The sequence below is a fragment of the Natronorubrum daqingense genome (genome assembly GCF_001971705.1).
GTDB classification, from domain to species: domain Archaea; phylum Halobacteriota; class Halobacteria; order Halobacteriales; family Natrialbaceae; genus Natronorubrum; species Natronorubrum daqingense.
Window position 1 is genome coordinate 1502139 of record NZ_CP019327.1, and the last position, 24517, is coordinate 1526655.

At 62.1% G+C, this 24517-nt stretch carries 26 protein-coding genes; 12 read left to right on the top strand and 14 right to left on the bottom strand.

Annotated features, from left to right (window positions below):
- Positions 1-99 precede the first annotated feature (99 nt).
- From bluB to BB347_RS07360, 5 genes are all read right to left on the bottom strand, one after another.
- On the bottom strand, positions 100-750 hold the full coding sequence (gene bluB, locus BB347_RS07340; RefSeq protein WP_076582359.1) for a 5,6-dimethylbenzimidazole synthase: 651 nt from the start codon (positions 748-750) through the stop codon (positions 100-102).
- 190 nt (positions 751-940) lie between these two features.
- A complete protein-coding gene (locus BB347_RS07345; protein WP_076582360.1) occupies positions 941-1750 on the bottom strand; it encodes an endonuclease III domain-containing protein in 810 nt (269 codons plus the stop codon).
- Between the two features lie 51 nt (positions 1751-1801).
- A complete protein-coding gene (locus tag BB347_RS07350; RefSeq protein ID WP_076582530.1) occupies positions 1802-2221 on the bottom strand; it encodes a DUF371 domain-containing protein in 420 nt (139 codons plus the stop codon).
- A 76-nt stretch (positions 2222-2297) separates the two neighbouring features.
- The gene (locus BB347_RS07355) at positions 2298-3728 is read right to left on the bottom strand and encodes a sodium:solute symporter (RefSeq protein WP_076582362.1); all 1431 of its coding nucleotides are present in this window, start codon (positions 3726-3728) and stop codon (positions 2298-2300) included.
- An 81-nt stretch (positions 3729-3809) separates the two neighbouring features.
- Complete coding sequence (locus tag BB347_RS07360; protein ID WP_076582363.1) at positions 3810-4832, bottom strand: NrpR regulatory domain-containing protein; 1023 nt, start codon at positions 4830-4832, stop codon at positions 3810-3812.
- 86 nt (positions 4833-4918) lie between these two features.
- Here BB347_RS07360 and BB347_RS07365 point away from each other — a divergent pair, with 86 nt between their 5' ends.
- The gene (locus BB347_RS07365) at positions 4919-6238 is read left to right on the top strand and encodes an aspartate aminotransferase family protein (protein WP_076582365.1); all 1320 of its coding nucleotides are present in this window, start codon (positions 4919-4921) and stop codon (positions 6236-6238) included.
- Positions 6235-7242: an agmatinase family protein gene (locus BB347_RS07370; protein ID WP_076582366.1), complete on the top strand. Its 1008-nt coding sequence runs from the start codon at positions 6235-6237 to the stop codon at positions 7240-7242. The genes BB347_RS07365 and BB347_RS07370 overlap by 4 nt, the downstream gene beginning before the upstream one ends.
- Positions 7243-7337: 95 nt before the next feature.
- On the opposite strand, the gene BB347_RS07375 is transcribed toward BB347_RS07370, so the two are convergent.
- The 3 genes from BB347_RS07375 to BB347_RS07380 form a co-directional block, all read right to left on the bottom strand.
- Positions 7338-8681 carry an alkaline phosphatase family protein gene (locus BB347_RS07375; RefSeq protein WP_076582368.1) on the bottom strand — a complete coding sequence of 448 codons (1344 nt, stop codon included), beginning with the start codon at positions 8679-8681 and terminating at the stop codon, positions 7338-7340.
- A 206-nt stretch (positions 8682-8887) separates the two neighbouring features.
- Entirely contained in the window at positions 8888-9022 is a 135-nt protein-coding gene (locus tag BB347_RS19780; protein WP_257787639.1) for a hypothetical protein, read from the bottom strand.
- 149 nt (positions 9023-9171) lie between these two features.
- Positions 9172-9705: an inorganic diphosphatase gene (locus tag BB347_RS07380; RefSeq protein WP_076582369.1), complete on the bottom strand. Its 534-nt coding sequence runs from the start codon at positions 9703-9705 to the stop codon at positions 9172-9174.
- 205 nt (positions 9706-9910) lie between these two features.
- Between BB347_RS07380 and BB347_RS07385 the strand changes: the two genes are divergently transcribed.
- Complete coding sequence (locus tag BB347_RS07385) at positions 9911-10270, top strand: PadR family transcriptional regulator (protein ID WP_076582371.1); 360 nt, start codon at positions 9911-9913, stop codon at positions 10268-10270.
- Positions 10271-10295: 25 nt separating this feature from the next.
- Here the strand turns inward: BB347_RS07385 and BB347_RS07390 are convergent, their stop codons facing one another.
- Positions 10296-10961: a DUF7108 family protein gene (locus tag BB347_RS07390; RefSeq protein WP_076582373.1), complete on the bottom strand. Its 666-nt coding sequence runs from the start codon at positions 10959-10961 to the stop codon at positions 10296-10298.
- Between the two features lie 75 nt (positions 10962-11036).
- Positions 11037-11630 (bottom strand): ribonuclease HI, encoded by a 594-nt coding sequence (rnhA, locus tag BB347_RS07395; protein WP_076582374.1) that lies wholly within the window; start codon positions 11628-11630, stop codon positions 11037-11039.
- Positions 11631-11792: 162 nt separating this feature from the next.
- On the opposite strand from rnhA, the gene BB347_RS07400 reads away from it, so the two are divergent.
- The gene (locus tag BB347_RS07400) at positions 11793-12755 is read left to right on the top strand and encodes a transcription initiation factor IIB (RefSeq protein WP_076582376.1); all 963 of its coding nucleotides are present in this window, start codon (positions 11793-11795) and stop codon (positions 12753-12755) included.
- A 320-nt stretch (positions 12756-13075) separates the two neighbouring features.
- Here BB347_RS07400 and BB347_RS07405 read toward each other — a convergent pair whose 3' ends face one another.
- Both BB347_RS07405 and gfcR read right to left on the bottom strand, forming a co-directional pair.
- On the bottom strand, positions 13076-13480 hold the full coding sequence (locus tag BB347_RS07405) for a hypothetical protein (RefSeq protein ID WP_076582377.1): 405 nt from the start codon (positions 13478-13480) through the stop codon (positions 13076-13078).
- 297 nt (positions 13481-13777) lie between these two features.
- Positions 13778-14434: a transcriptional regulator GfcR gene (gene gfcR / locus BB347_RS07410; protein ID WP_076582532.1), complete on the bottom strand. Its 657-nt coding sequence runs from the start codon at positions 14432-14434 to the stop codon at positions 13778-13780.
- 140 nt (positions 14435-14574) lie between these two features.
- Here gfcR and BB347_RS07415 point away from each other — a divergent pair, with 140 nt between their 5' ends.
- The 5 genes from BB347_RS07415 to BB347_RS07435 all read left to right on the top strand — a co-directional run bounded on the left by BB347_RS07415 (position 14575) and on the right by BB347_RS07435 (position 19640).
- Complete coding sequence (locus BB347_RS07415; RefSeq protein ID WP_076582379.1) at positions 14575-15828, top strand: HAD family hydrolase; 1254 nt, start codon at positions 14575-14577, stop codon at positions 15826-15828.
- Between the two features lie 344 nt (positions 15829-16172).
- Complete coding sequence (locus tag BB347_RS07420; RefSeq protein WP_076582380.1) at positions 16173-16850, top strand: helix-turn-helix domain-containing protein; 678 nt, start codon at positions 16173-16175, stop codon at positions 16848-16850.
- Between the two features lie 54 nt (positions 16851-16904).
- Complete coding sequence (locus tag BB347_RS07425) at positions 16905-17825, top strand: dihydrodipicolinate synthase family protein (protein WP_076582382.1); 921 nt, start codon at positions 16905-16907, stop codon at positions 17823-17825.
- 59 nt (positions 17826-17884) lie between these two features.
- Positions 17885-19015, top strand: a complete 1131-nt coding sequence (locus tag BB347_RS07430) for an acyl-CoA dehydrogenase family protein (protein WP_076582383.1) — start codon at positions 17885-17887, stop codon at positions 19013-19015.
- An 85-nt stretch (positions 19016-19100) separates the two neighbouring features.
- A complete protein-coding gene (locus BB347_RS07435; RefSeq protein ID WP_076582385.1) occupies positions 19101-19640 on the top strand; it encodes an HAD family hydrolase in 540 nt (179 codons plus the stop codon).
- A 34-nt stretch (positions 19641-19674) separates the two neighbouring features.
- Here the strand turns inward: BB347_RS07435 and BB347_RS07440 are convergent, their stop codons facing one another.
- Positions 19675-19908 carry a DUF5822 domain-containing protein gene (locus BB347_RS07440; RefSeq protein ID WP_076582386.1) on the bottom strand — a complete coding sequence of 78 codons (234 nt, stop codon included), beginning with the start codon at positions 19906-19908 and terminating at the stop codon, positions 19675-19677.
- A 138-nt stretch (positions 19909-20046) separates the two neighbouring features.
- On the opposite strand from BB347_RS07440, the gene panB reads away from it, so the two are divergent.
- Complete coding sequence (panB, locus tag BB347_RS07445; protein WP_076582389.1) at positions 20047-20859, top strand: 3-methyl-2-oxobutanoate hydroxymethyltransferase; 813 nt, start codon at positions 20047-20049, stop codon at positions 20857-20859.
- 91 nt (positions 20860-20950) lie between these two features.
- Here the strand turns inward: panB and BB347_RS07450 are convergent, their stop codons facing one another.
- The gene (locus tag BB347_RS07450) at positions 20951-21742 is read right to left on the bottom strand and encodes an alpha/beta fold hydrolase (RefSeq protein WP_083687760.1); all 792 of its coding nucleotides are present in this window, start codon (positions 21740-21742) and stop codon (positions 20951-20953) included.
- Positions 21743-21949: 207 nt separating this feature from the next.
- Here BB347_RS07450 and BB347_RS07455 point away from each other — a divergent pair, with 207 nt between their 5' ends.
- Both BB347_RS07455 and BB347_RS07460 read left to right on the top strand, forming a co-directional pair.
- Complete coding sequence (locus tag BB347_RS07455; protein ID WP_076582392.1) at positions 21950-22198, top strand: DUF7127 family protein; 249 nt, start codon at positions 21950-21952, stop codon at positions 22196-22198.
- Complete coding sequence (locus tag BB347_RS07460) at positions 22195-24462, top strand: CDC48 family AAA ATPase (protein ID WP_076582394.1); 2268 nt, start codon at positions 22195-22197, stop codon at positions 24460-24462. The genes BB347_RS07455 and BB347_RS07460 overlap by 4 nt, the downstream gene beginning before the upstream one ends.
- Positions 24463-24517 lie beyond the last annotated feature (55 nt).

Genomic DNA, 24517 nt, shown 5'->3' on the forward strand with positions numbered 1-24517 from the left:
GTCTCGTCGGTTCCACAGTCATCTCCCATCCGTCTCCGTCCGAGACGTGCGCGCAGGCGACGAGCGAGACGCGGAATCACCGCCACACCGCTCGGACGGTCACTCGTCCCTCCAGGCCCCCTCGTGGACGAGTTCGTCCACCTCGAGTCGTTCGCGCCACCCTTCGGTTTCGAGGACGGGTTCTTCGGGAAAGTCGCCCTCCGGATAGCCGAGACAGAGGTACGCAATCGGGTCGATGTGCGGCGGGATTTCCAATACTTCTCGTACCTCTGCAGGATAGAGCACGCTCACCCACCCGACGCCCACCCCCTCCGCTCGAGCCGCGAGCCAGAGGTTCTGCACGGCGAGACACGTCGAGTAGACGTCCGTCTCTTGCATGGAACTCCGTCCGAGGACGTGGGGTTCTCCCCGCGTCGGATCGCAGGTGACGCAGATGTTGATCGGTGCCTCGCGGATGCCCTCGAGTTTTAACTGAGCAAACTCGGATCGACGCGGCTCCTCGTAGCCCTCTCGAGCGGCAGCGATCGCTCGCTCGGCAATCTCGGCAATTTCCGTTTTCGTCTCGTTCTCGCGGACGATGACCAAGTCCCACGGCTGAGAGAAGCCGACGCTCGGGGCGTGATGAGCGGCCTGAATGAGGCGATCGAGAACGCTCTCGGGCACCGGATCCGACCGAAATCGTCGAATGTCCCGGCGCGCGTAAATTGCCTTGTAGAGCGCATCGCGTTCTGCATCGGTGAATGAAACCATTGTTTGTGAAGATCAAGTGCGGTTGGTTAAACCCGATGATCGGCGCGGACGGGAGCGTCGCTGGCGCGTAGGGACGCCTGCGTGCAAAAAGGGACCTCGAGAATAGACGACGCGACGAACCGACGACCCGACAACCCGATGACCCAATTATTCGACTATCCGACTCTTCGACTATTCGACTCTTCGCCGGTCACTCGGGCGCATCCGCCGGATCGATTACGTCGTCCGTCTCCGGGTAGACGCCGACTTGCTCGCACAGATCACCCATCGGACAGGCGTCGGGATCCTCGAGACAGGCCGGTTTTCGGGCCGTGCAGTACTCGCGGCCGAATTGGATCGTCGCGGTGTGGGCGAAGCCACACTTTGGGGCGGGAACCTCGCGCTCGAGGACCTCCCTGACGGTTTCGTGATCCGCGTCGGCCGGCGCAATTCCGAGGCGGCGATAGATTCTGTGGACGTGCGTATCGACGGGAAAAACGCCGGGGCGGCCCCCCGCGAAGAGCAGGACGCAGTCGGCAGTCTTCGGCCCGACGCCGCGGACGGAGAGAAGCGTGTCACGAACCGTCTCCGGCGCCTCGTCCGTGACGTACTCGTCGAAGGCATCGGCGGAGCCGAACGCCTCGAGCACCCACTCGGCCGTCTCGATCATGATTTTGGACTTCTGGTTGTAGAGCCCTGCGGCGCTGATCGTTTCGGCGAGCTGGGAGCGTTCGGCAGTGGCGAGGGACGCAGCGAGGTCTCCCTCCCCACCGTAGCGCTCGAGCAACGCGTCGTGGGCAGGCTGACTCGCTTTGTCGCTCGTATTCTGACTCAAGATCGTGCGGACGAGGCAGGTGAAGGCGTCCTGTCCGCCGTAGGTCTTCTGCCAGTAGCGTTCGCCTAATCGGTCGACGATTTCTTCCGCGCGAGTGTCCGCGCTCGCGGGGTCGAACTCGACGGCCACGCCGCCGCCAGCCGTGCCGCCGCTAATGTTGGCCGTCGGCTCGGAATCGTCGCTCATAGCTGTCCTTGGAGTCCACGAGACAAAACGACGGCGGAGCCCGTTCTCCGTTCACTCGACGCTGATCGTCACCGTCGCCTCGGCTCCGTCGGCCAGCGCGTCGACGAGCTCTCGATCGAAGCCCTCGGCTGCGAACTCGGCGTCGTTCACGATCGTTCGGTCGTCGACGTACTCGCTCGTCCGGCCGACGATGCTCCGCTCGTTGGTCAACTTGAGGTCGGGATCGCCACGGCCCGTGACGGAATCCGCGTGGCCGCCAGCTTCGATCGTGATCGTGATCGTCGCGTCCGAGTCCCGGCAGGCGTCGACGAATTCGGGGTCGAAGTCGGTCGGCGCGCGGTCGGCGTCGACCGCGAGAATGCAGTCGCCCGCCGGGGTGAGATAGTCGTCCGTCGTGACCTCGAACGTGCTCGCGTGCTCGGCTGTAACGTGCTCGTGACCGCGAGCGTGGATGACTTCCTCGAGAGACATTGGATAGTACAGCGAACTCATTGCGGTCGGAAAACGAGTTCGAATTCACCCGGGAAAAGGCGTCGACGGGGACGAGCTAGTCGAAGTGGTCGGTCGCCTCGGTGTCCATCCACTCGGTGTCCTCTCTACCGGACGGTGGCCCGGTGAGAAAGCTGACGACGACGAAGCAGACGAGGCTGACGCCCAGTCCAGTGACGATCGGGAGGTCGGATCCGAAGCCGTAGAGCGCCATACTTCCCACGACGGCGACGTTGCTGACCACGATCGAACTGATCGCCCCCTGCCAGGTCGCCCCCTTCCAGAAGAACGCCCCGAAGATCGGAACGAAGATCGAACCGACGAGCAGGTTGTACGCGAGCGTCAGCGCGTTGACGACATCGCCGATCCAGACGGCCGTCGCGGTCGCACCCGCGCCGAGAACGAGAATCAACAGTCGAGAGATCAGCGTGTACTTCTCGTCCGAAGCGTCGTCGTCGACGAAGCGCTTGTAGACGTCGTTCGTGAAGAGGGTGCTCGAGGCCAGCAGCGCCGAGTCGGCGGTCGACATCATCGCGGAGATGAACCCGGCGAGGATGAGTCCCGAGAGACCGACGGGGATGACCTCGAGGACCATCATCGGGAGTGCGAGGTCGGGGTTGTCGAGTCCCGGAAACAGGAGCAACGCGATCATGCCGAGGACGGCCGTCGCGATTCCGTAGAAGATCGCGTACGCACCGGTCGCGATGTTACCGATACGAGCGGTTTCGGGACTGTCGGCCGTGAAGACGCGCTGCCAGATGTCCTGGCCGATCATGATCCCCAGACAGTACAGGAGGAAGTAGCTCACGACCGTCGAGACGCCGATTCCGGTGGGACTGAAGTAGGAGGGCTCGAGTTCGGCACTCAGTCCCGAGACGCCGCCGACCTCGACGAGACCGAGCGGCAGCGCGAGCAGGAAGATCCCGATCGTCATGATGAACCACTGAACGAAGTCGGTAATCGTCACCGACAGCATGCCGCCGAGTGCGGTGTAGACAACCACGATCACGCCGGCGGTGATAATCGTCGTCGTCATGTCGATCGCGAAGAGCGCCGTGAGCGCCGTCGCGATCGAGATGATCTGCGTGATCGCGATCGTCAGCGCGTAGACGCCCGCGATCGCCGCGCCGACGGTTCCGGAGTACTTGTCGAATCGACGCTCGAGAATGTCGCCGATCGTGTAGGCCTCGAGGTTCGCCAGGTCGGTGGAGATGAGCACGCCGATCACGGCGACGCCGACGCCGAGCCAGATAGTGAGCCAGGCACCGGAGACCCCGTGTTCGTAGCCGAGTCCGCCACCGCCGACCGTCGACGCACCGCCGAGAATAACTGCCGACATCACCGGAATGTACATCCACAGCGGGATGTTCCGGCCGGCGACGAAGTAGTCGTCGAGCGACTCCGACTGTCGGTACCCCCAGTACCCGACGCCGACCATCGCCGCGAAGTAGAGTGCGACGATCGAGCCGTCAATGAGTAACTCTGTCATGGAAACACCATGCCACCTAATGCTATTTAGGAGTTTCGTGACCGGGCGACCGATCTGGAGCACCGAAACTACCGAAAACCATCACATGCGACTCGCGTTCGCAGCGGATTCGAACTCGCTCCGAGCCGTCAGTCCGGCGAGCGTTTCGAACGACGTTGGTAGCGAGCGCTCGACGAGTACCGAGAGGGCAATTTCACCCGCACCGTACGTGAGCGAGGCAAAATCCCACGACGGCGTCTCGAGCGGGAACGGTCCGCTCGCTCGCGGGCGTCGGAGATCGAGTATGCCACCGAGACGGCTTCGAACAGCGTCCGAAATATCGCGCGTCTCCTCGTAGCGAGCGAGCGGAATTTCGCGGTTGTCGACGACCAGCAGGGCAGAATCCTCACCCTCGAGTAGCCGGTTCGTGGTCGTTCGACCGGCCTCGAGCAACAGGGAGACGACGTCCATCGTGGATTGCTTTCCGCTGATCGCGTCGGTGTAGCGAACGATGGTCCCGCCGTTTCGAGTGCCGACGTGAGGGGCGGTGGACGCGGGGCTCTCCGCTGCGTCCGGATCGGAGTGGAACTCCGCGAGCCCCGCCGTCTCGAGGTCCGTTCTGATCCCGCGAGCGAGCAAAACGCCGTCGAGCGTGAGACTCGACGGGACGAGCAGTCGATACTCGTCGTCACCCTGCTCGATCGCTACCGGGACGGGTCCAACCGGTGTTTCGCTGAGTGCCGCGAGCGTCTCGAGCGCGTCGTCGACGTGGTCGCCCGGAACGATCGCTCGAGAGGCGATGACCTCGCCGGTATCGTCGAACGGGTCGTACGTGACCTGGCTCGTCAGCGTCGCAATTCGTGCGCGCACCTGTTCGCGCCGACCGTGAATATCGCCTCTCGAGAGTTCCGCTCGGCCGTCGTCGGTGAGGCGGCGTCCCTTTCCGGGAACTTTCTCCGTCAGTCCGCGTTCGTCGAGATCGGAGAGCGCGAGGCGAACGGTTCGTCCTTTGATCGAGTACCCTCGCTGTTGCATGGACTCCACCAGTCGAATGCTGCCGATCGGCTCGCGGTCGGCGATGAGACGCAAGAGATCGTACGATCGACGATCGAGAGAGTCGGCCATTGGTGAGTACTGTCCAGTCCTGGGAAATAAACGTACCCCACACTTTTGGTGGTGCACGCCAAAGTTGGTGGCAATACCTTTCCACCATGTCAGAGCAGACGTCACGGTCGAACGACGCAGTAACGGCCCAGTACGACGCGTATCTCACACCGATCTGGAAGAACCTCAACGTGCCGATCAAACGCGCGTCGGGTGAAACGCTCGAGGATTTCGACGGCAACGAGTACCTCGACGCCTTTTCCGGAATTTCGGTGACGAACGTCGGACACAACAACGAAGCCGTCGTCGAGGCGGCGAAAGACCAACTCGACGAGTTCGTCCACGGCTGTTCGTACGTCCACCCGAACGCCCCCGTCGGGGAACTCGCCGAACGCCTCGCGTCGGAAACGCCGGGTGACCTCACCAAGTCCTTCTTCTGTAACTCCGGCACCGAAGCCGTCGAGGGTGCGATCAAGTTGGCCCGAAAGTACACCGGCAGCACGGAAGTGCTGGCCCTCGAGATGGGGTTCCACGGTCGAACCCTCGGGAGCCTCGCGTTGACCGGCAACAAGGCCTATAAGAACGGCATGGCACCGACGATAAACGACGTCTCACACGTCGAGCCACCCTACGGCTATCGGTGCCCCTCCTGTGAGGGCGAGACGTGTACGGCTGCCTGCGCCGAGAACGTCGAACGGGTCATCGGCACCCACACCGCAGACGACCTCGCAGCCATCGTCGTCGAACCCGTCATGGGCGAAGGGGGCATCATCGTCCCGCCGGAGGGCTGGCTCGAGCGCGTCCAAGAGATCGCCCACGAGCACGACGCGCTGTTGATCGCCGATGAGGTCCAGACCGGCTACGGTCGGACCGGCGAACTCTGGGCCGTCGATCACTTCGACGTCGTTCCGGACATCATCACGCAGGCGAAGGGAATCGCCAACGGCCTCCCGCTGGGCGCGTTCACCGCCCGCGAGGAGATCGCAGACGCCTTCGAGTCGGGAGACCACCTCTCGACCTTCGGCGGGAATCCGGTCGCCTGCGCGGCCGCGCTGGCGACGCTCGAGGAACTGCAGGACGGGATTATCGACAACGCACGCGAACAGGGTGCGTGGCTGGAAGACGAACTCGCAGCACTCGAGTCCGAATTCGACGTCGTCGGCGACACGCGTGGACTCGGACTAATGTACGGCCTCGAGATCGTCGATCCGTCCACCGACGGGCCGCGAGGCGTCGCACCGGCACCGGACGCGAAATTGGCGAAGTCCGTCGCGGCCGACCTCCGCGAGGAAGGCATCGTCATCGGCGTCGGCGGCTACTACTCGAACGTCATCCGTCTTCAACCGCCGCTGACGATCGATCGCTCGCAACTCGAGCGGATCGTAGCCGCGCTCCGCTCGGCGCTCGAGGCGGAGGAGGAACGATGAGCGAAGAATCCCCCGCGTCGGCGTTTCGCGAGCGGACGACTGGATCGGACGTCGAACTGGCCTACGCAGGTCACAACACGTTCCTGAAAGGCGACCCCCGCAGCGTCGACGACCTCGACGACGTCGACGTGGCGGTGCTCGGCGCACCCTACGACGGCGCGGTCAGCAACCGTCCGGGCGCGCGATACGGTCCCGAGGCAATTCGACGAGCCAGCGCCTGGTGGGCGTACCTCTCGGGGTACAAGGGCGGCCTGACGAACATGGACAGCGGGAAGCAAGTCGACTTCTCCCGGTTCGCCGTCGCGGACTGTGGCGACGTGCCAGTCTTCCCGATGGATCGAGAGACGACGGCCGAGAGCATCACGGCTCACGTCGCGACGGCGGCCGAACGGGCGTTTCCGGTGGTACTCGGCGGCGACCACTACTGTACGTACCCCTCGGTGACGGGCTTCGCGGAGGGGATCGACGCCGACAGTATCGGATTCGTCCAGATCGACGCGCATACGGATACCGTCAGCGAGAGCGCCGTCTTCGGCGAGCACTTCCACGGCTCGCCGACCCACCACATCGCCGACTCCGAGTACGCGGCGTACGAGAACGTGAGCCACGTCGGCATTCGTGGCTACGAGGGTCCGGCCTTCTTCGAGTTCGCCGACGAGTCCGGATTGAATCTCTTCACGATGGCCGACGTGCGCGAGCGAGGGATCCGTTCGGTCGTTACCGACGCGATCGACGCGGCCGCCGACGGCGTCGACGCCGTCTACGTCACCTTCGACATCGACGGCGTCGACCCGGCCGTCGCACCCGGCACCGGAACTCCCGTTCCCGGCGGACTCTCCGCCAGAGAAGCGCTCACCGTGATGGACATCCTCGGCGCTCGAGACAGCGTCGGGGCGGTAGACCTGATGGAAGTCGCGCCGACGTACGACCCGACCGAGGGCACCCAGCGGCTCGCGGCGTACCTCCTCGTGCGATTCCTCGAGCAAAAATTCGCCAGCGCATAATCACTCCGTGGCTCACCACGGCCTACCGTGTCTATCAGCGCGATGAAAACAAATCAGCTTTCCCGGTCTTGTCAACTCGACCGATCGAGCGGCGCTTAGATCAGGCTCGCACCGTCGAAATCGCCGCGACTGTACTCGACGTCCATGAGGTCGAGGATAGTCGGCGTGATGTCGAAGAGGTCGGCGTCGCCGATCGTCGCGTCGGGATGATCGATGTACAGCGAGGTGTCGTCGAAGCTGTGCATTCCGTTTCGCGGACCCGTCGTGAAGACGTCCGAATCGGCCTTGAAACCGGACTTGAGGTCGAAGCCGTTGTTCGGAATCGCGACGAGATCCGGCGCGATGTCGTCGTGGTCGCCCCGGAACGCCGCTTCCTTCTCGACGACGCGGTCGACGACCGGGTTGCCCTCGGGCCCCTCGAGTGCCTCGAGGTCGGCTTTGAGTTCGTCGCGGACGTCGTCGTACTCGTCTTCGGAGACGCTGCCGCGGGGCTCGCGGCCCTCGAGATTGATGTAGAACCGCCCGGGGATGAACGAGTAGGCTGTGGTCTCGTCGGCGATGTCGCCCAGTTCCTGTGGCTCGTCGGTGTCGAAGGAGAGCCACCCTTCCTCGCGAAGCCACTCGTTGAAGTGGACCTCGTAGTCGAGGCTCGTAAAGCCGTGATCGGAGGCGACGATCATCGTCACGTCCTCGGGCAAGGCCTCGCGCAATCGGCCGATGTAGTCGTCGACCTTTTGGTAGAACTCGATAAAGTCGTCCTTGTACTCTCCGTCGCGTTCGTAGTCCTTGAAGAGGAAGTGGTTGACTCGGTCGGTCGTCATGAAGACGCCGAAGAACAGGTCCCAGTCGTCCTCCTCGATGTAGTGTTCGAACGCCTCGAAGCGTGCGTCGAGGGTCGCGTGAGCGTCCTCGATGAAGTCCCCTTTGTCCGCCTCGTGACCGAGTTTCGGGTTGACGTCGATACGGTAGTCGAGTGACTCGAGGTAGTCGCGAACGTCGTCCGGATACGCTGCCTTCTCGAGGTCGGGCGAGAGAAAGCCGGAGACCATCCGCTGGACGTTTCGTTGCGGTGGGAACGTGACGGGGACGTTCATCACCGTCGCCCGCCGTCCCTCCTCCTGGACGCGATCCCAGACGCGATCGGCCTGGACCTCGTTGCCCATCGGAACGTACGTATCGTAGGTGCCGACCTCCCGATCCTGGAAGCCGTAGACACCAGTTTCTCCCGGATTCTTACCGGTGGTCAACGATGGCCAGCAGGCGCTGGATTCGGGCGGGACGATACTCGATATTTCGCCGGCCGTCCCGTCGTCGGCGATCGCGGCGACGTTCGGAAACAGTTCTTCGTTCTCCGAGAGGAGACTGTACGGCACGCCGTCAATCCCGATAAATGCGACTCGAGGCGTTTCATCGCCCCGCAATCGGTCGAACAGACCCATGGGCGGACGTAGTTCAACCGGATACAAGAAGGTTCGTTTCGGAACACTGTATTGAGAGGGGATGGCACTCGTTGACGTGACGTGACGTGATCACCGAGTGCTCGAGTCGCCGCGTTCTCGTGAGAGGGGGTGGGATCGGAGCGGGAGGGGGTCGAAATCGTCGGACGTCGAGTCTGGGTCGGAATCGCCGCTCGGAGCGTCGCGAATTACTCCTCGCGGTCGTCGGATTCTGGGGGCTCGAAGTTCGTCGGAACGACCGTCAGGTGTGCCATTCCGACGCCGGATTTGGCCGCGTCGTCTGCTGGAGCGGACGATCGGGCGGACGAGTTGGTTGCTGCCATAACGAGTCGTGTTTCGGTCGCAGCGGGGATAAAATTACCCATGCTCATAATGCATGAGCCACGCCGGTGGAGATAACTCTCGAGAATCGGCGCTGATCTATATCGAGTGGAGATACCGAAAATGGACCCGCCGAGGGTCGTGGTCGGCGTTAGGAGAAGTTCTCTTCGTAGAGATCCTGTGCGTGTTCGATCGCGTCGTAGGCGGCCTGTTTGTCCTCCCAGCCGAGCGTCTCGACTTCCTTGTCCTCCTCTAAATTCTTGTAGGTCGCGAAGAACTCGTCGATCTCGTCGAGTTGTTGTTGGGTGATGTCGTCGAGGTCCTCGATGTGGTCGTAGCGCGGGTCCTCGCTCGGAACGGCGATGACCTTGTCGTCTTGCTCGCCGTCGTCGTCCATCTTCATCAGCGCAACGGGACGGGCTTCGATGACGCAGCCGGGGAACGTCTGATCCTCGACGAGTACCAGCACGTCGAAGGGATCCTCGTCGTCGTAGTACGACTGCGGGATGAAGCCGTAGTCGCTCGGGTAGTGAACGTTGCTGTGAAGCACCCGATCGAGGACGACGCCCGGCACGTCCTTGTCGTACTCGTACTTGTTTCGCTCACCCTTGAGACACTCGACGACGGCGTAGATCTCTTCGGGCGGGTTCGGTCCGGTCTCGAGGTCTTCCCAGAGGTTGACCATGTACTGCACACTCCGCGGTCGATCAAAAAGTACTTTCGTAATCGAGTGTCATATCGCAACTGAAGGTCATCGGACACCGACAAGACAACACCCCGACGATATTCACCAGTAGTCGCCGACGTAAACCCGATCAACGGCCGTTAGATCGGTACTGATGAAGGAATGGTTGGGAAGTCTTAAATAGTCTGATGACATTACCATAGGTATGTCAGAGGCACAATCAATTACCGGCGAACAGAGTATTGCACGCGAACTTACTGCGTTCCAGAACAACATCCTCGTCATTCTCGCAAAAGAGCCGATGTACGGCCTGGCGATCAAACGCGAACTCGAGGACTACTACGGAACGGAAGTAAATCACGGACGACTCTACCCGAACCTCGACGAACTCGTCGAACTCGGTCTCATCGAAAAGAGCGAACTCGACAAACGAACGAATCAGTACTCGCTCACCGACGACGGCTACGACGCCGTCCTCGACGGCGTTCAGTGGTCGCTCTCGAAAATCGTCACCGGCGACGACCGAGCGGCCGAAATCGAAGAAATCGTCCAGAACAGCTACTAATCGCGCGGTCAATTCCACCAGAATTTTACCGATCGTGCGGGCCCGGGGTCGATTCCCCACCCTGTTCGTACACGTACTCGAGTGACTCCTCGAGTGCCTCCCGTTGTCGTTCGGACGGCCAGACGTTTCGCACGAAGTACTCCGTTCGAAACTCCTCGAGTTCCTCGTCGGTGAGGTCCTCGATCCGTTTTGCGTAGTGATTACCGACGAAATCCGCGAGCGAAGCAACGTTGTCGCCGTGAACGTCGCCGTACTCCGATCGAACCTGTTCGACGAGCGTGCGATTGTGCGCGTCCACCGCGTCCCAATCGTCGGGGTCTCTCGTCCCTTCGAGCGGGAGTTCGACGGCACGGGACGTATCGTCGATTCGGTCGGTTCGGATGACATTTTCCTGGTCGTCGTGCCACTCGTCCGGGTGCAAAACTAGCACGTCCTCACCGTCGTCCTCGCGAACCCGCGACGTGAAGTCGTGCTCGGTGAGGAGCGTTTCTCGCCGCGTCGCGTGTGCTCGCGCTTCATCGTCGTCGGCGACGGAACGCTCGAGTCGCGTGAGTCGCTCCGCTTCGTCGACGACGCCGGCCGGAAGCTCCGAGTTCTCGTCTGACTCGGCGTCTTCGTCCCGGTCGTGCTCGTCTCGATCCGCCGCGACGTCGGACGCGGAATCTGCATGGGCCTCGCTCGAGTCGGTCATACCGGTCGGTACGCACTCGAGTGGTTTTGGTGTGCTGGTCTGGATTGCGTGGGACAGTTGCAGACGGCTCTCGCCTCAGCGTCCGTCGAGGGCTTCGTTAGCTAACTCGTCTGCGCGATCGTTGACCTCGCGCGGCACGTGCTCGAGGGTCCACTCGTCGAACGAGGTGAGAAGTTCGTGGACCGTGACGCGTTTCTCGCGGAGTTCGGGGTTGTTCGTGTTGTACTCGCCGCGAACCTGCTTGACGATCAACTCTGAGTCACCGCGTACGTGAATTTCGTCGTAGCCGTACTCGCGAGCGGCCTCGAGTGCCTCGATCAACGCCTCGTACTCGGCTTGGTTGTTCGTCGCGGTACCGATCCGTTCGCCACCCTCGGCGACGATACCGTCTCCCGTCACGATGAGCCAGCCGGTCGCCGCAGGACCGGGGTTGCCGCGACAGGCGCCGTCGAAGTAGACGTGTGCGCGACCGCCACTCTCGCGCAGAATGGCCTCGATGTCTCGTGGACTGTCGCCCTGAATCACGACTTTGTCGTCGTAGGCCACGGCTGTCGCGCCGCCGCGACTCGCTCGCCATCGTTCGTGATCCGTGTTTCCGGACTCGACCGTCACACCTGCGTCCTCGAGTCGTTCTCGAGCCGTCTCGACGTCGCACTCGATAACCGGCATTCGTAGCTGTTCTCGTCGAGAACCGGATAAATGCTTTCCGGTTCCGAATCGTAAACCTCGCATTTGAGTGCCTCTATTGCCCCATATCGGCATAATTGCGACAACCGGCAAAAGTGATTACCGAGGATTTATATACCTTGGTGATACTACTATAAAAGTGCGATGACACGGTCCACCCGCCAGCGGGAGCGAATGCGTGAGACGGACGAGACCGAAGACCAGGAGGGGGTTCGTGCGTGCCCCGAGTGCGAATCGGATAATCTCGTTAAGGACTCCGACCGGGGTGAGCTCATCTGTGAAGACTGTGGGCTCGTCGTGGAGGAAGAAAAGATCGATCCTGGACCCGAGTGGCGTGCGTTCAACCATCAGGAACGCCAGGAGAAGTCTCGTGTCGGTGCGCCGACGACACAGACGATGCACGACAAGGGGCTGACGACGACGATCGACTGGAAGGACAAAGACGCCTACGGTCGTTCTATCTCGTCCAAAAAACGCAGTCAGATGCACCGACTGCGCAAGTGGCAAGAACGCATCCGAACCAAAGACGCCGGCGAACGAAACCTGCAGTTCGCACTCAGCGAAATTGACCGAATGGCATCCGCGCTGGGTGTCCCACGGTCCGTCCGTGAGGTCGCGTCGGTCATCTATCGACGTGCACTCAAAGAAGACCTCATCCGCGGACGATCCATCGAAGGTGTCGCGACCTCTGCGCTGTACGCTGCCTGTCGAAAGGAAGGCATCCCGCGGAGCTTAGAGGAAATTTCGGAAGTCTCACGCGTCGAACGAAAGGAGATCGGTCGCACGTATCGGTACATCTCGCAGGAACTCGGCCTCGAGATGCGCCCCGTCGACCCGAAAAAGTACGTCCCGCGCTTTTGTTCCGAACTCGAGCTGTCCGAAGAAGTCCAGACCAAGGCCAACGAAATCATCGAGAAAACGGCCGAGGAAGGACTCCTCTCGGGCAAGTCACCGACCGGCTACGCTGCCGCCGCGATTTACGCTGCGTCGTTGCTCTGCAACGAGAAGAAGACGCAACGTGAAGTCGCCGACGTCGCCCAGGTCACTGAGGTGACGATCCGGAATCGGTATCAAGAGCAGATCGAAGCGATGGGAATTCACGGCTAAGTACACGCACAAATTCGCTATTTTTGATGGTGTCATCCCCTCGAGCGACGCCACTACCTTCAGCCGGTACTCGGTCCCGAGGGAGACGACGTATCCGTGCTGCAACGTCCGTATTCGTCTCTCGCGCTCGTCGCAATCCTCGCCTGTGAACGTGACGACGGATCGACCTCAGCACCACCGAGCACTGACTCGTACGGACGCGAGTTCGCACTATCTGTGCGAGACGGTACGCAGGTCGCTCTCTCGTTTACATTCGTCACCCGAAAAATCGTCGTTCGGAGGGCAATACGTCCGATTGGAGGTCTCGAGGCTGTGGGCGATTATGATTCGTCCTCGTCCTCGTCCTCATCCTCATCCTCAGGATCGTCTTCGTCTTCGTCTTCAGGGTCCTCCTCGTCCTCGGGATCTTCTTCGTCCTCATCTTCGTCTTCAGGATCCTCTTCATCCTCAGGATCTTCTTCGTCTTCTTCATCGTCCATCGGATCGTCTTCCTCGTCCTCAGGATCCTCTTCATCCTCAGGATCCTCTTCATCCTCAGGATCCTCCTCATCCATCGGATCATCTTCTTCGTCGTCCATCGGATCGTCTTCCTCGTCCTCAGGATCCTCCTCGGCAGGGTCTTCTTCCTCTGGATCTTCACCGTTGTCGTTACATCCAGCGATCGCTGCGAAGCTCACTGCGCCACTCAGCGCGAGCAGTCGTCTACGTGTTAATCGATCCGTCATTATCCCACCCGAGAGTGGGGCAGTGACGGTCAAGAGAATTCGGAGCCTAGTATCAAATTCCAATGCACAACCGGCTGTTACATCGAGGGCGTTATTTCGTGAGTTTAACGACAGTGGTATATCGTTTCGCTCGTCCTCGAGACGACTAAGCGGCTGTAGGCGTACGAACGAAATCCACAGCCCGAACGGCCGAACGAAGTTGCTGAAAACAAACAATTACTCGGCGTCGTCCGGTTCGATTCGGTTTTACTACGGATTGATTCTGGCGCGATACGGGGCGAAACACGTATTGAATCGTTATTCGTCCTTTCCGACGCTGATTACTTGTAAGAGCGAGTAAATTGGCACGCCCTCTAATTCCTCGAGGCCTTGTTTGTCGGCGAGGACGACACACGCCAGTGGCTCACCCCCTTCTGCGCGAATCGCTTCGATCGTCTCGCGCATGGTGGTGCCGCTGGTGATGGTGTCGTCGACGATGTAACATTCCCGGTCGCGAATGCCCGCGAAGTTCCGGCTAAACGTACCGCCGAGGTCCTCGATGTCGCCTTCCTCCCACTGGTGTTTCGCCGGCGTGTACGTCGCCAGATCGGTCTCGAGTTCGCGCGCGATCAGCGTCGCGATCGGGCCGCCTGCCTTCTCGATGCCGATCGTGAGGTCGACGTCCTTACCGTGTTTGACGAGGAGGTCGGCCATCGCCTCCGCGATCGCCCCCATTCGTTTGCTATCTCGACCGATGGCGGACCAATCGACGTGAATGTCCTGTGGCCCACCAGCGGGGCTGGCGGCTGATTCCTGTCCCGACTGATTCGTTTGCTGGGTCGTTGCGCCGCTTCGTTCGACGAGCCAACTGGCCGTCTCCCGGGAGACGTTCAGTTCGTCCGCAATTTCACCCTTCGAGAGGCCACGAGCGGCGAGCTCGGCGGCACTCTCGATCAAGTCGTCGACGTTTTTCATATACTCGCGAATTCGAGCGCCGTTTTTATAGTCGTGTCGTCGTTCTCCGACGAATCGGAAACCCCGTTCGCTCGAGCAATCGGGCACCGACCTGTCTCCACCTGAAAACGATTATCTGCCTGCTCCTCTCTGCTAGGACCATGGAACGGTACGATCTCGTCTATCAGCTGTACGACGAGTACGACACCGGAACGTTGGGAGAGTATCAGGCGTTCGTCGACGTGTTTCCGGCCGTCGACTCCCGGGTCGCCCTCGAGCACTGGCAGGACGCGAACGAGGAACTCGAGCGACGTAAGAACGAGATCCGGGCCGATTTCGCGGCCGGAGAGACGTTCGCCGAAATCGCCTCGCGTGCCTCTCGCGATCAGGCGTTTACGGCGCTCGATCTCGAGGCGAAGTACGGCCGCGCGGTGAACGTGCTCGTCCTCGACGTCGACGAGACGCTTCGATCCGCCGGCGGCACGGACAACGAAATCCCACGCGATACGCTGCACGTACTGACCGAATTTCACGAGGCCGGCGTGCCGATCGTCATCTGTACGGGCCAGACCTTAGAGAACGTCAAGGGGTTCGCGATCCAGGGATTAGGGAGCGAAATCGTTCACTCGGGCGAACTCTCGATCGTCTACGAGGCTGGGACGGGAGTGTTCACACCCGGCCACGGCGAAGCGACGAAGCAACTGCTCTACGAGGAACTCGACGAGACGATTCGAGACGTGTTCGACGACATCCGCTCGCGGGTGTTGCCCGAGGCTCCGGGAGATCTGCGACGTGGCTGTCACCTGCAGGGCAACGAGTTCAACGTCACGATGAAGCCGAACTACGAAACCGGCTCGAGCAAGGCCAGAGAGACCATCGACACGGCGTTGGTCTACCTTATCGACTTGCTCGCAGACGCCGTCGGAACCCATCTCGGGGACGATATCGAAAGCGAGGAAACGCTGGTCGACTGGACGCGGGCGTTCTACGCCGCGCAGGATCCCGAGATCAGAGCGGTTCTCGAGAGCGAAGGCGGATACCCCGACCTCGATGCTGATGAGCTACCCGGCACGCTCGAGTCGGTCTTAGAGCGCATCGACGTGGCCTACTACGAAGCCGACGCGGCCGAAATCGGGAGCCTCGAGTTGAACAAGGTCGTCGGTGTCGAACGATCGCTTGACGTGCTCGGCGTCGACGACCCGTTTTCGCTCGTGATGGGCGACTCGAAGAGCGATCTACGCGTCATGCGGTGGGTCGACGAGAACGACGCGGGCATCTCAGCAGCCCCCGAACACGCCTCACAGGATACGCTCGAGCACGTCCTCGAGACGGACGAACTCGTCTTCGATCGCGGGAAGAGCGTCGACGTGTTGCGGACGGTGTACGCGCTCAATCGGTTGGCTCGACTCGGCTAATTCTCGACTTCGGGTACTCCTCGAAGAGACCGATCTCGTGAGTTCCATCGCTCGTGATGGGCTGTGGTAAACGGCCGGAACACACAGGCCAGCACATCAACCGATACGAGGCAGTACGGGGTGGTACCACGAGCCACGTGGGTGTGTCACGGTCACGGAGTGTCTGATACTATGAGCCGAATCGAGTCCCAACCCTTACCCGACGACGGTCGAATGATAGTCAAACTGGACGCAGGTCCGCCGATCGATCGATCCGTATTCTCCGATCGACCTCAGAGGCAGTTGCGTCGACCGAGAGATCGGTACCGGTCGACAGGGAGTCGTCTGACCGACGTGATCGGCCGATGACGACGATCGCAGAACTCACACTCGGTGCCGACGAGTTCGCGCTCGGCGATACGTTGGCACAATTGCCGGACGTGTCGATTTCCGTCGAAAGCGTCGTCGCCGAAGGGCCGACGCGCACGATGCCACTCGTCTGGTTCTCGAACGTCGAACGGGAGGAACTCGAGGCGACGCTCGAGGCCGACGAGACGGTCGACGACTACCAACGGTTGCTCGAGGCGACCGAGGGCGGAGACTGGTTCTACCGGCTGGAATACGGGGAGGGCGTCGGCTCCGTCTGTTGTGCGGTCTACGAGAACGGGGGGACGGTCCTCGACGCACAGGTAACGGACGGCCAGTGGACGCTCCGACTGCTCTTCCTTCACCGAGAGGAACTCTCGGAAACCGTCTCGGCGATGGAAAATCGGGGTTGTCGCGTCGACGTCCGTCGAATGGTCGAAGCCGGACAGGACGACGACCTCGAGACGACGGCCGCACTGACGGATCCACAACAGGAGGCGATCGCCGAAGCCTACCGCCAGGGCTACTACGACGTGCCGCGCAAGATTTCGCTCGAGGAACTGGCGAGCAAACTCGGAATCTCCCATCAGGCGCTCTCCGAACGACTTCGTCGAGCGAATCGCGTGCTCGCGAGCGAGCAACTCGAGAACCCGACGGGCGAACTGGCGACGGAGTAACCATCCGACGCAGCCACGGCCGACTTTTATGCGCGTCCGCGACGGATACCACCCATGGCGTCTCACGATTCCGGTACAGCCGATCCGCTGTCGCTCCACGGCGTCGTCCCGCCGACCGTTACGGCCTTTCACGACGACGAGTCGGTCGACTACGAGACGACGGCCGAACACGCTCGGTTCGTCGTCGACCGCGGCGCACACGGCGTCTTTCCGCTCGGGACGAACGGCGAGTTCCCGCTCTTGACGGGCGAGGAGCGCCGCGGCGTCGTCGAAGCGGTCGTCAAGGAAATCGACGACGTTCCAGTCATCGCCGGCGTCGGTGCGCCGAGCACACACGAGACCATCTCGCACGCAGAACACGCGGAGTCGGTCGGCGTCGACGGCGTCGTCGTCGTCACGCCCTACTACTATCCGCTCGATCACGAGGCGGCCCTGACTCACTACCGACGCGTCGCCGAATCCGTCTCCGTGCCGATCTACATCTACCACATTCCGAGCAAGACAGGGAACGAACTCGGCCTCGAGACGCTCGCCGACCTCGCAGCGATCGACGCCGTCGCCGGCGTCAAGGACTCGAGCAAGGACGTGCCGTGGCTCGCCCAGGCGATCGACGCCCACCCCGAACTCACCTTCCTCGCCGGGTCGGACTCGCTCCTGTTCACGGGCCTCTCAATTGGCTGCTCGGGGCTCGTAAGCGCCGTCGCGAACGTCTTTCCGGAACTCGTCGTCGACTGTTACGACGCCTTCGAGGCGGGCGAGGAAGACCGCGCTCGCACGCTCCAGAGTCACGTCTTCGACGTTCGCGACGCGTTCAAAGCCGGCGGCGCGTACATGTCTGGCGTCAAGACGGCACTCGATTTGCGCGGCTTCGACGCCGGACCGCTTCGCGATCCGCTGCGGCGAAAAGACGCCGAGTCGGCGGGCGAGTTGCGCGAGCAACTCGAGTCGCTCGAGTCGATCGACCTGTCGCCGTAGTCTCGTTCGGTTCGGCTGCGATGTGAGCACCTTTGTGGAACGATACCGTGGACGACCGTATGGAGCTCTCGGCGGAGCAATCGGCGATCGAGGAGACGGTACGAGCGTTCGCAACCGAGGAAATTCGACCGACGGCGATGGAGGCCGACGACAAGCAATCGTTTCCGGAGGATGTCTGGGACGGGCTCGCGGAACTCGACCTGACGGGGCTGACGGTCCCCGAATCCTACGGCGGGTACGACGCAGATCCGCTCACGTCGGCTATCGTTTACGAGGAGGTTGCCTCCGGCATGCTCGCGGTCGCGACGGCGCTGTCGGTCCACTCGCTCGCGACGTCGTGTCTCGCCGAATTCGGGAGCGAGGAGCAACGAGAGCGGTGGTTACCGGAGATGGCGGACGGACGCCCGGTCGGCGCGTTCGCCCTCTCGGAGCCCCACGCTGGCTCGAATCCGGCCGAAATGTCGACGGTGGCGAGACGCGAGGGCGACGAGTACGTCATCGACGGCGAAAAGCAGTGGATCACCAACGGCGAGCGCGCAGGCGTCTACATCTGCTTCGCGAAGACGGACCGCGACGATCCCGGCTCCGTCACGCAGTTTCTCGTCCCCGGCGACGTCGACGGGCTCTCCGTCGGCGAGCCGGAGGACAAATTGGGGCTGCGAGCGAGTGATACCACGAGCCTCACCTTCGACGGCGTGCGCATTCCCGCCGCAAACCGACTCACTGAGGAAGGAAACGGACTCTCCGCGGCGTTCCACATCCTCACGGGCGGCCGAATCGCCATCGCCGCTCAGTCGGTGGGTCTCGCACAGTGTGCGCTCGAGGAAGCCCTCGCCTACAGTCAGGAACGCGAACAGTTCGGCGGCCCGATCGCCGACATTCAGTCGATCCGGCACAAGCTGGCGGAGATGGCCACTCGAACTCGAGCGGCGCGTCTGCTCACCCGTGACGCTGCTCGGAAACGACACGAGGCGGACGGCGGGGCAGCGCTCGAGGCCAGTATGGCGAAGTACTTCGCCAGCGAAGCGGCGATGTTCGTCACGAACGAGGCCGTCCAGATCCACGGCGGCTACGGCTACGTCACCGAAGGCGAGGTCGAGCGACTCTACCGTGACGCCAAGATCACCGAAATCTACGAGGGGACGACGGAGATTCAGAAGACGGTGATCGCACGGGAGTTGCTCGAGTGAACGCGGTGTCGACGGTTCGGAGTTGCGATCGCTCAGTTCCGAACTCACCGAAGTCACTATTCGTCTCCCGTCCCTTTCGAACGGTATGAGCGAGTACGATGCCGTCGTCTACGATATGGACGGGACCCTCGTCGATTTGGACGTGAACTGGGACGTCGTCGCGACCGACGTCCTCAAGGTGTACGAACGGGCGAACGTCGAGGCTCCGAGCCAGGACCTTTGGGACCTCCTCGGCGGAGCGAGCGACGTTGGGTTGGGGCCAGACGTCGAGTCGGCCATCGCTGCACACGAGCGACAGGGTGCCGAGACGGCGCCACGGCTGGCGCACGCGGACGAACTCCTCGAGCGAACGGTGCCCGTCGGCGTCTGTTCGCTCAACTGCGAGGCGGCCTGTCGGATCGCCCTCGAGACGCACGATCTCTCCCACGCTGTCGATGCAGTCGTCGGGCGAGACACCGTCGAGACGCGAAAGCCCCACCCCGAGCCGTTGCTCGAGACCGTTCGCGCGCTCGAGGCGGAGCCGGGGTCGTCGCTGTTCGTCGGCGATTCGGAGCGAGATCAGCTAACGGCCCAGCGAGCGGGCGTCGCCTTCGAGTTCGTCGGAGAGGGTCCATCAGGCGTCTGAGTGTCAGTTCTCGAAATCCGATCTTCCGGTCGTCTCACTCCTGGTGTCGCTTCGCGTACGCGAAGACCGAAATTGCGGTCAAAAACCAGATTGGGGCACCCACGCGAATCGCGAACTCGGCTCGAGCGCCCCAGGAGGGGAGGTCGGCGGAGAGCGAGAATACGGCGACGATGGGCGCACCGACGAGGATGGTGACGACGAAGGTAACCTGCATCACCCAACCGTAGTCGACGCCCTCGGGAGCGGTCGTTTCGACGGGTTCTGGCACGACTAGCAGTCGTTACCCGCCCCCCTTAATTTCTCCGAGTTCCTGTTCGTGGTCCGCAGATTTCGTCGTCGATAGCCGGGACGCTCGAGCGTGGCCGAAGAACGGTGACGTTTACTTGTCGCGGACGAACGTGTGTGTATGGCTACCGTGCGGGATGTCAGAGCGAAGGCAGGGGAGGAAGCGATCACGATGCTAACGGCCTACGATGCTCCGACGGCAGGAATCGTCGACGACGCTGGGGTCGACATCATCCTCGTCGGTGACAGCGTCGGTAACGTCGTCCTCGGCCACGAGACGACGGTTCCCGTCTCCGTCGATGGTATGGCCCACCACGTCGGTGCTGTCACACGCGCGACTGACGAGGCACTGGTCGTCGCCGACATGCCGTTTCTCTCCTTCGGCGTGGACGAGGCCCAGAGCCTCGAGAACGCCGGCCGGATGCTCAAAGAAGCGGGTGCGCAGGCCGTCAAACTCGAGAGCGGCCCACACACCGTTTCGCTCACCGAGAAGATGGTCCAACTCGGCATTCCGGTGATGGCTCACCTCGGATTGACTCCACAACACGTCAACCAGTACGGCGGCTACCCACGGCAGGGAACCGATCAGGAGGCCGCCGAGCGGATGCTCGAGTTGGCACTCGAGCACGAGGAAGCGGGGGCCTTCTCGCTCGTTTTAGAGCACGTTCCCGCCAATCTCGCCGCAGAAATCACCGACGCGCTCGACATTCCGACGATCGGAATCGGGGCCGGACCCGACTGCGACGGCCAGGTTCTCGTCTTCGACGACGCCGTCGGCATCAGCGAGTGGACGCCATCGTTCTCCGAGCAGTTCGGGAACGTCCGCGCGGAGATGGAGTCGGCCGTCGACGACTACGTTTCGGCCGTCGAATCCGGAGATTTTCCCGCTGAAGAGCACAGTCACGAGGAGAGCGACCTCGAGGAGTTGTACTGATTTTCGCCGCTCCGTCTCCGGTCTACGTTCTCCGCTACCCAACCGAGACCGGCCTCGGCCCAACTGCGCTCCGGACATGTTGGGAGTCGTGTCACTCCAGCGAGCGATGGTCGTAAACGATGTCGAGAAACTCGCCGACGGCACCGTTGAAGGACTCGGATTGTTCGAGCATCGCCAGGTGAGCCGCATCCGCGAGTTCGGCGATCCAGGCGTCGGGAATCTCCTCGGCGAGGTACTCGTGGAACCAGGGTGGCGTGAGCTGATCGTACTCGCCGTACATTGCGAGGACGGGTGGCTCGATTCCCGAAAGCTCGTCTCGAACGTCGAACTCGTGGCAGGTGAGGAAATCTCGATGTGTGACCGATTGGCCGGTGTCGGTGAGTTGCTGTTTCGATACGTCCTCGAGTCGCGGATCGGGGTCGTGAAAGAGCCGGTTTGGCCCGTGAAGGAACTCGACGGCTCTCTCGAAGTCGTTCGCCAGCCACTCGAGTAAGTCGTCGAGGACGCCGAGTCGCGCGCCGGCTCCCGTCAGGACGACGGCGTCAGGGTCGTACTCGCGCTCGAGAAGGATGTGCATCACGACGGCTCCCCCGAGCGAGTTGCCGACGAGTACCCGACTCCCGGTCTCCTCGACGACGGCCAGTACGTCGTCGGCGTACGCTGAGAGCGTCGTGTACCCCGCACTGGCGGCGATGTCGTCAGACTCGCCGTGGCCGCTCAAATCGAGCGTCACGATCGGGTGTTGATCGGCGAGTCGGTGTTGTGATCGCCAGACGTTGCGCGACGCGCCACTCCCGTGGACGAAACAGACCGGTGGCCCGTCGCCGCCGCGGTCGGCGATGTCGTACGCCGTCTCCCGTCCGTGATGTGTTACCGAGTCCATATTGGTTCGAACGGGGGGCAGCGGCTTAAGTTCTCGAGACGAACGCTGGTGATACGCTGTCATCGATACGAACGAACAGCTAGCCCGGACTCGAACTCAACCTGGTGTGAACTACGAACAACGTTCTTTCCGGAAACACCCCCACGTGTGGGCCCTTGCTGGCGGTAGGTTTAAATAGTAGTATTGCTTACTTTGGGTTAGTTGAACATGAGTCTCGAACAATTCACCCGAAACGAGGGACAGGTTGCTCGTCGGTTCCAATACGACGATGCAGTGGTGTTCGCCGTCGACTTCGGGGCCAGCGAACCCGAGGCCTCGGTCGATCTCGTCGACGAAACCGTTATCGTCGTCATCGGCGAGGACCAGTACGAATTCGAACTGCCCGAGACGGCAGATGAGGCGCACACGTTTATCAAAAACGGCGTCCTCACTGTCGAACTGGAGGGCGATCTATGAAACTCACCGTCAAACCACTGAAACAGAAGGACGCAGGCCGTGGACTGGCTGCGATCGACCGCGTCTCGATGCGCGAACTCGACCTCGAGAACGGCGATTACATCCTCATCGAAGGGAAAGACGACAACCAGGCCGTCGCGCGCGTCTGGCCCGGTTATCCCGAAGACGAGGGTCGTGGGATCGTTCGGATCGACGGTCGGCTCCGACAGGAGGCGAACGTCGGCATCGACGACAGCGTGACGATCGAGCCAGCGGACGTCAAACCCGCCAAGTCGGTGACGGTCGCGCTTCCACAGAACCTCCGAATCCGCGGTGACATCGGTCCGCTCGTCCGCGACAAGCTGAGCGGACAGGCCGTCACCGAAGGGCAAACGGTTCCGTTCTCGCTTTCGTTCGGCCCGATGGCTAGCTCCGGTCAGTCGGTCCCGCTAAAGATCGCGAGTACGTCGCCGTCGGGAACCGTCGTCATCACGGACTCGACGAACATCGATATCTCCGAGACGCCGGCCGAGCAGGTCAGTTCCGGTGGCCCCGGGACCTCCGCCGAGGGCGTCCCGAACGTCACCTACGAGGATATCGGTGGGCTGGACGACGAACTCGACCAGGTCCGCGAGATGATCGAATTGCCGATGCGCCACCCCGAGTTGTTCCAGCAACTCGGCATCGAGCCGCCGAAAGGTGTCCTCTTGCACGGTCCACCAGGGACAGGCAAGACGCTGATGGCGAAGGCCGTCGCCAACGAGATCGACGCCCACTTCGAGACGATCTCCGGCCCGGAGATCATGTCGAAGTACTACGGCGAGAGCGAGGAACAACTCCGTGAGGTCTTCGAGGAGGCCGAGGAGAACGCCCCCGCGATTATCTTCATCGACGAACTCGACTCCATCGCCGCCAAACGCGAGGAAGCCGGTGGCGACGTCGAGCGCCGCGTCGTCGCACAGCTCCTCTCGCTGATGGACGGACTCGAGGAACGCGGTCGCGTTACCGTCATCGCTGCGACGAACCGTATCGACGACATCGATCCCGCACTCCGCCGCGGCGGCCGATTCGATCGCGAAATCGAGATCGGCGTCCCGGACAAGGACGGTCGCAAGGAGATTCTGCAGGTTCACACCCGCGGAATGCCACTCGTGGAGGAGATCGACCTCGATCACTACGCGACGAACACGCACGGCTTCGTCGGTGCCGACCTCGAGAGCCTCGCTCGCGAGGGCGCGATGAACGCGCTCCGTCGAATCCGTCCGGATCTCGACCTCGAGGAAGACGAAATCGACGCCGAAGTGCTCGAGTCGCTCGAGGTCACCAAAGGCGACTTCAAGGAGGCGCTCAAGGGCATCCAACCCTCGGCGATGCGAGAGGTCTTCGTCGAAGTTCCCGACGTCACGTGGAACGACGTCGGTGGACTCGGCGACACGAAAGAACGCCTCCGCGAGACGATCCAGTGGCCACTCGACTACCCCGAGGTCTTCGAGGCCATGGATATGGAAGCGGCCAAAGGCGTCATGATGTTCGGTCCACCCGGCACCGGCAAGACCCTGCTCGCGAAGGCCGTCGCCAACGAGGCCGAGTCGAACTTCATCTCGATCAAAGGCCCCGAACTGCTGAACAAGTACGTCGGGGAGTCCGAGAAAGGAGTCCGCGAAATCTTCGAGAAGGCCCGGTCGAACGCACCGACCGTGATCTTCTTCGACGAAATCGACTCGATCGCTGGCGAACGCGGCCAGCGACAGGCTGATTCCGGCGTCGGCGAACGCGTCGTCTCCCAACTGCTGACCGAACTCGACGGACTCGAGGAACTCGAGGACGTCGTCGTCATCGCGACGACCAATCGACCGGATCTGATCGACAAAGCGCTGCTCCGTCCGGGTCGCTTGGACAGACACGTCCACGTACCCGTGCCCGACGAGGACGCACGGCGGAAAATCTTCGAGGTCCACACCCGTGACAAGCCACTGGCGGACGCGGTCGACCTCGAGTGGCTCGCCGGCGCGACGGAAGGCTACGTCGGTGCAGACATCGAAGCCGTCACTCGCGAGGCCTCGATGGCCGCCAGCCGAGAGTTCATCAACTCCGTCGATCCCGACGACATCGACGACACCATCGGCAACGTTCGGATCGGCAAAGACCACTTCGAGCACGCACTCGGAGAGGTTAAGGCGAGCGTGACCCCGGAGACGCGCGAACGCTACGAAGAGATCGAAGAACAGTTCCAGCAGGCCGAGCCAGCCGAAGAACAGGACCAACTCGGTCGAACGTTCCAGTAACGTCCGAGTGACGCCGAGTGCGTCTCTCCCCCCCGTCCGTTCCATTATTTTGCTG

What these genes read in the sequence shown, in the direction of transcription:
- BB347_RS07365 (WP_076582365.1), top strand. Translation starts at nt 4,919, where the DNA reads ATGTCAGAGCAGACGTCACGGTCGAACGACGCAGTAACGGCCCAGTAC.
- BB347_RS07375 (WP_076582368.1), bottom strand. Translation starts at nt 8,681, where the DNA reads ATGGGTCTGTTCGACCGATTGCGGGGCGATGAAACGCCTCGAGTCGCA.
- BB347_RS07455 (WP_076582392.1), top strand. Translation starts at nt 21,950, where the DNA reads ATGAGTCTCGAACAATTCACCCGAAACGAGGGACAGGTTGCTCGTCGG.
- BB347_RS07450 (WP_083687760.1), bottom strand. Translation starts at nt 21,742, where the DNA reads ATGGACTCGGTAACACATCACGGACGGGAGACGGCGTACGACATCGCC.
- BB347_RS07405 (WP_076582377.1), bottom strand. Translation starts at nt 13,480, where the DNA reads ATGACGGATCGATTAACACGTAGACGACTGCTCGCGCTGAGTGGCGCA.
- BB347_RS07425 (WP_076582382.1), top strand. Translation starts at nt 16,905, where the DNA reads ATGGCGTCTCACGATTCCGGTACAGCCGATCCGCTGTCGCTCCACGGC.
- BB347_RS07430 (WP_076582383.1), top strand. Translation starts at nt 17,885, where the DNA reads ATGGAGCTCTCGGCGGAGCAATCGGCGATCGAGGAGACGGTACGAGCG.
- BB347_RS07370 (WP_076582366.1), top strand. Translation starts at nt 6,235, where the DNA reads ATGAGCGAAGAATCCCCCGCGTCGGCGTTTCGCGAGCGGACGACTGGA.
- BB347_RS07345 (WP_076582360.1), bottom strand. Translation starts at nt 1,750, where the DNA reads ATGAGCGACGATTCCGAGCCGACGGCCAACATTAGCGGCGGCACGGCT.
- BB347_RS07460 (WP_076582394.1), top strand. Translation starts at nt 22,195, where the DNA reads ATGAAACTCACCGTCAAACCACTGAAACAGAAGGACGCAGGCCGTGGA.
- BB347_RS07360 (WP_076582363.1), bottom strand. Translation starts at nt 4,832, where the DNA reads ATGGCCGACTCTCTCGATCGTCGATCGTACGATCTCTTGCGTCTCATC.
- gfcR (WP_076582532.1), bottom strand. Translation starts at nt 14,434, where the DNA reads ATGAAAAACGTCGACGACTTGATCGAGAGTGCCGCCGAGCTCGCCGCT.
- BB347_RS07435 (WP_076582385.1), top strand. Translation starts at nt 19,101, where the DNA reads ATGAGCGAGTACGATGCCGTCGTCTACGATATGGACGGGACCCTCGTC.
- BB347_RS07415 (WP_076582379.1), top strand. Translation starts at nt 14,575, where the DNA reads ATGGAACGGTACGATCTCGTCTATCAGCTGTACGACGAGTACGACACC.
- BB347_RS07400 (WP_076582376.1), top strand. Translation starts at nt 11,793, where the DNA reads ATGACACGGTCCACCCGCCAGCGGGAGCGAATGCGTGAGACGGACGAG.
- BB347_RS07420 (WP_076582380.1), top strand. Translation starts at nt 16,173, where the DNA reads ATGACGACGATCGCAGAACTCACACTCGGTGCCGACGAGTTCGCGCTC.
- BB347_RS07355 (WP_076582362.1), bottom strand. Translation starts at nt 3,728, where the DNA reads ATGACAGAGTTACTCATTGACGGCTCGATCGTCGCACTCTACTTCGCG.
- BB347_RS07385 (WP_076582371.1), top strand. Translation starts at nt 9,911, where the DNA reads ATGTCAGAGGCACAATCAATTACCGGCGAACAGAGTATTGCACGCGAA.
- BB347_RS07390 (WP_076582373.1), bottom strand. Translation starts at nt 10,961, where the DNA reads ATGACCGACTCGAGCGAGGCCCATGCAGATTCCGCGTCCGACGTCGCG.
- panB (WP_076582389.1), top strand. Translation starts at nt 20,047, where the DNA reads ATGGCTACCGTGCGGGATGTCAGAGCGAAGGCAGGGGAGGAAGCGATC.
- BB347_RS07380 (WP_076582369.1), bottom strand. Translation starts at nt 9,705, where the DNA reads ATGGTCAACCTCTGGGAAGACCTCGAGACCGGACCGAACCCGCCCGAA.
- BB347_RS07350 (WP_076582530.1), bottom strand. Translation starts at nt 2,221, where the DNA reads ATGTCTCTCGAGGAAGTCATCCACGCTCGCGGTCACGAGCACGTTACA.
- rnhA (WP_076582374.1), bottom strand. Translation starts at nt 11,630, where the DNA reads ATGCCGGTTATCGAGTGCGACGTCGAGACGGCTCGAGAACGACTCGAG.
- BB347_RS19780 (WP_257787639.1), bottom strand. Translation starts at nt 9,022, where the DNA reads ATGGCAGCAACCAACTCGTCCGCCCGATCGTCCGCTCCAGCAGACGAC.
- bluB (WP_076582359.1), bottom strand. Translation starts at nt 750, where the DNA reads ATGGTTTCATTCACCGATGCAGAACGCGATGCGCTCTACAAGGCAATT.